The 2,994-nt window shown below is 72.6% G+C and carries 3 protein-coding genes; 2 read left to right on the top strand and 1 reads right to left on the bottom strand.

The features are described 5' to 3' along the window. Window positions 1–124: 124 nt before the first annotated feature. Window positions 125–763, bottom strand: a complete 639-nt coding sequence (locus tag ACWF94_RS37720) for a TIGR03085 family metal-binding protein (protein ID WP_453499332.1) — start codon at window positions 761–763, stop codon at window positions 125–127. An 83-nt stretch (window positions 764–846) separates the two neighbouring features. Here ACWF94_RS37720 and hisI point away from each other — a divergent pair, with 83 nt between their 5' ends. Both hisI and ACWF94_RS37710 read left to right on the top strand, forming a co-directional pair. Continuing rightward, complete coding sequence (gene hisI / locus ACWF94_RS37715) at window positions 847–1,248, top strand: phosphoribosyl-AMP cyclohydrolase (protein WP_453499330.1); 402 nt, start codon at window positions 847–849, stop codon at window positions 1,246–1,248. 11 nt (window positions 1,249–1,259) lie between these two features. After that, window positions 1,260–2,759, top strand: coding sequence for an anthranilate synthase component I (locus tag ACWF94_RS37710; protein WP_453499328.1), 1,500 nt, complete (start codon window positions 1,260–1,262; stop codon window positions 2,757–2,759). Window positions 2,760–2,994: the final 235 nt, after the last annotated feature.

Here is a 2,994-nt window from a genome sequence, read left to right as displayed (position 1 = left end):
CAGCGGGACGCCCGGCCCGGTTCCTGGTCCGGACACACAGCGGGACGCCCGGGGTCCCGGCTCCGGCCGAGGCCCGCGCTCCCAGCGGGACACCAGACCCGGCCCAGGCCCCCGGCCCCCGCGTTCACAGCGAGATGCCGAGCTTGGCCTCCCGTAGCCGCTCCACCGCCTCCTTGTCGCCCTCCAGGACCACCTGGGCGACCTCCTGGCGGCCGAACGCGAACAGCGTCAGCTCGCCAGGCTCGCCCGTCACGGTGACCACCGGGGCGCCCCGGTGGGCCACCACGGTCTGTCCGTCCGGGCGGCGCAGCACCAGGCCGACCGGGGACTTGCGGCCGAGCAGCCGGGCGGCCTTCTCCAGCCGCGCCCACAGGGCGTCCTCGAAGACCCGGTCGAGCGGCCGTGGCGTCCAGTCCGGCTGCGCGCGGCGCACGTCCTCGGTGTGGACGTAGAACTCGACGGTGTTCGCCGCCTCGTCCACCTGCTTGAGGCCGTACGGGGACAGCCGCGGCGGCCCGGTACGGATCAGCTGGATCAGCTCCTCGTAAGGCTTCGCCGCGAACTCCGACTGCACCCGTTCGAGCCGGTTTCTGAGCGCGCCGATCAGGATTCCGCCCGCTGCGTCCGCCCGGCGCTCGCGCACCACCACATGGGCCGCGAGATCCCGCGCGGTCCAGCCGTCGCACAGGGTCGGGGCATCGGGTCCCGCCGATTCCAACAGATCGGCGAGCAGAAGTCGTTCACGCTTCGCATGGGTCGACATATTCGCCAGCGTACGGCGACCGGGCCCGGTCCGCCCAGTGGAAGGGGACCGCCGCACTCCCGGGGCGCGGCACAATGGACACCATGACCACCCCGGCCAGCAGCAGTGTCCCCGCCGGCACCCCCGGCCCCGATTCCGCGCCGGGGCTCGGCCCCGCCCTGGCCGCCCGCCTCAAGCGCGGCGCCGACGGGCTCCTCCCGGCCATCGCCCAGCAGTACGACACCGGAGAGGTGCTCATGCTCGGCTGGATGGACGACGAGGCCCTGCACCGCACCCTCACCACCGGCCGCTGCACCTATTTCTCCCGCAGCCGCCAGGAGTACTGGGTGAAGGGCGACACCTCCGGCCATGTCCAGTACGTCAAGTCCGTCGCGCTGGACTGCGACGCCGACACGATCCTCGTCAAGGTCGACCAGGTCGGTGCGGCCTGTCACACCGGGGACCGCACCTGCTTTGACGCAGGTGCCCTCCCGCTCGGCGAGTAGGGTCGGGCGGCATGGATCTGGAGACCTTCCGCAAGCTCGCCGTCGACCGGCGCGTCATCCCCGTCAGCCGTCGTCTGCTCGCGGACGGTGACACCCCGGTCGGGCTCTACCGCAAGCTCGCCGCCGAGCGTCCCGGCACGTTTCTGCTGGAATCGGCGGAGAACGGCAGGTCGTGGTCCCGGTACTCCTTCGTCGGGGTCCGCAGCGCCGGCACCCTCACGGAGCGCGACGGCCAGGCGCACTGGCTCGGCACCCCGCCCGTCGGCGTCCCCACCGACGGCGATCCGCTCGCCGCCCTGCGCGCCACCGTCGAGACCCTGCACACACCGCGTGACCTGGCCTCCGGGATGCCGCCCTTCACCGGCGGCATGGTCGGCTACCTCGGGTACGACATCGTCCGCCGGCTGGAGAAGATCGGCCCGGGCGAGCGCGACGATCTGCGGCTCCCCGAGCTGACGATGCTGCTGACCTCGGACCTCGCCGTTCTCGACCACTGGGACGGCACCGTCCTGCTGATCGCCAACGCCATCAACCACAACGACCTCGACACCGGGGTGGACGAGGCCCACGCGGACGCCGTCGCCCGCCTCGACGCCATGGAGCGCGACCTGGCCCGCCCGCCGGCCTCCGCTCCCGTCGCGCTGCCGCCGTCCGAGCTGCCCGAGTTCTCCGCGAAATGGGGCGGCGAGCAGTACCAGGACGCCGTCAAGGACATCAAGGAGCGCATCCGGGCGGGCGAGGCGTTCCAGGTGGTGCCCTCGCAGCGGTTCGAGACCCCGTGCGCCGCGAGCGCCCTGGACGTCTACCGGGTCCTGCGGGCGACCAACCCCAGCCCGTACATGTACCTCCTCCGCTTCGACGGCTTCGATGTCGTCGGCTCCAGCCCCGAGGCCCTGGTCAAGGTCGAGGACGGGCACGCCATGGTCCACCCCATCGCCGGGACCCGGCCGCGCGGCGCCACCCCTCAGGAGGACCAGGCCCTCGCCGACGAGCTGATGGCCGACCCCAAGGAGCGCGCCGAGCATCTGATGCTGGTCGACCTGGGCCGTAACGATCTGGGCCGTGTCTGTGAGCCGGGCAGCGTCGAGGTCGTCGACTTCATGTCCGTCGAGCGCTACTCCCATGTGATGCACATCGTCTCCACGGTCACCGGAGAGGTGGCCGACGGCCGTACCGCCTTCGATGTCCTGACCGCCTGTTTCCCCGCGGGCACCCTCTCCGGTGCCCCCAAGCCCCGGGCGATGCAGATCATCGACGAGCTGGAGCCGTCCCGGCGCGGGCTGTACGGCGGCTGCGTCGGCTATCTCGACTTCGCGGGCGACTCCGACACCGCCATCGCCATCCGTACCGCGCTGCTGCGCGACGGGACCGCGTATGTGCAGGCCGGGGCGGGTGTCGTGGCCGACTCCGACCCGGTGGCCGAGGACACCGAGTGCCGCAACAAGGCCGCCGCGGTACTCCGCGCCGTCCATACCGCCAACCGGCTGAGCGGCGGGACCCCCGGCCGTTGAACGGGAGCGGGGGCCGGTCGGACTGCGGCGGCGTGACGGCCGGTCGGACTGCGTCGGCGCGGACCGGCGGGAAGCCGCGGGCGTCCGGGAAACGCCAACCGGCTGAAGACCGCCGCACGCCGTAAGGGATAGTGGGGTATGTGAGTGCTGTTCCCGTACCCCAGCCCCGCGACCGGTCCGCCCGTGACGGCTCCCTCCGCGACAGCCGTTCAGCCGTCTCCGGCGGCGGGCGGCG

It is taken from the genome of Streptomyces sp. NPDC055078 (assembly GCF_053607985.1).
Note: the sequence above shows the minus strand (reverse complement) of the source record. Positions and strands in the feature narration are given on the sequence as shown.

Bases quoted from the DNA above. Each gene is read 5' to 3' on its own strand.
- ACWF94_RS37720 (WP_453499332.1), bottom strand. From the start codon at position 763: ATGTCGACCCATGCGAAGCGTGAACGACTTCTGCTCGCCGATCTGTTG.
- hisI (WP_453499330.1), top strand. From the start codon at position 847: ATGACCACCCCGGCCAGCAGCAGTGTCCCCGCCGGCACCCCCGGCCCC.
- ACWF94_RS37710 (WP_453499328.1), top strand. From the start codon at position 1,260: ATGGATCTGGAGACCTTCCGCAAGCTCGCCGTCGACCGGCGCGTCATC.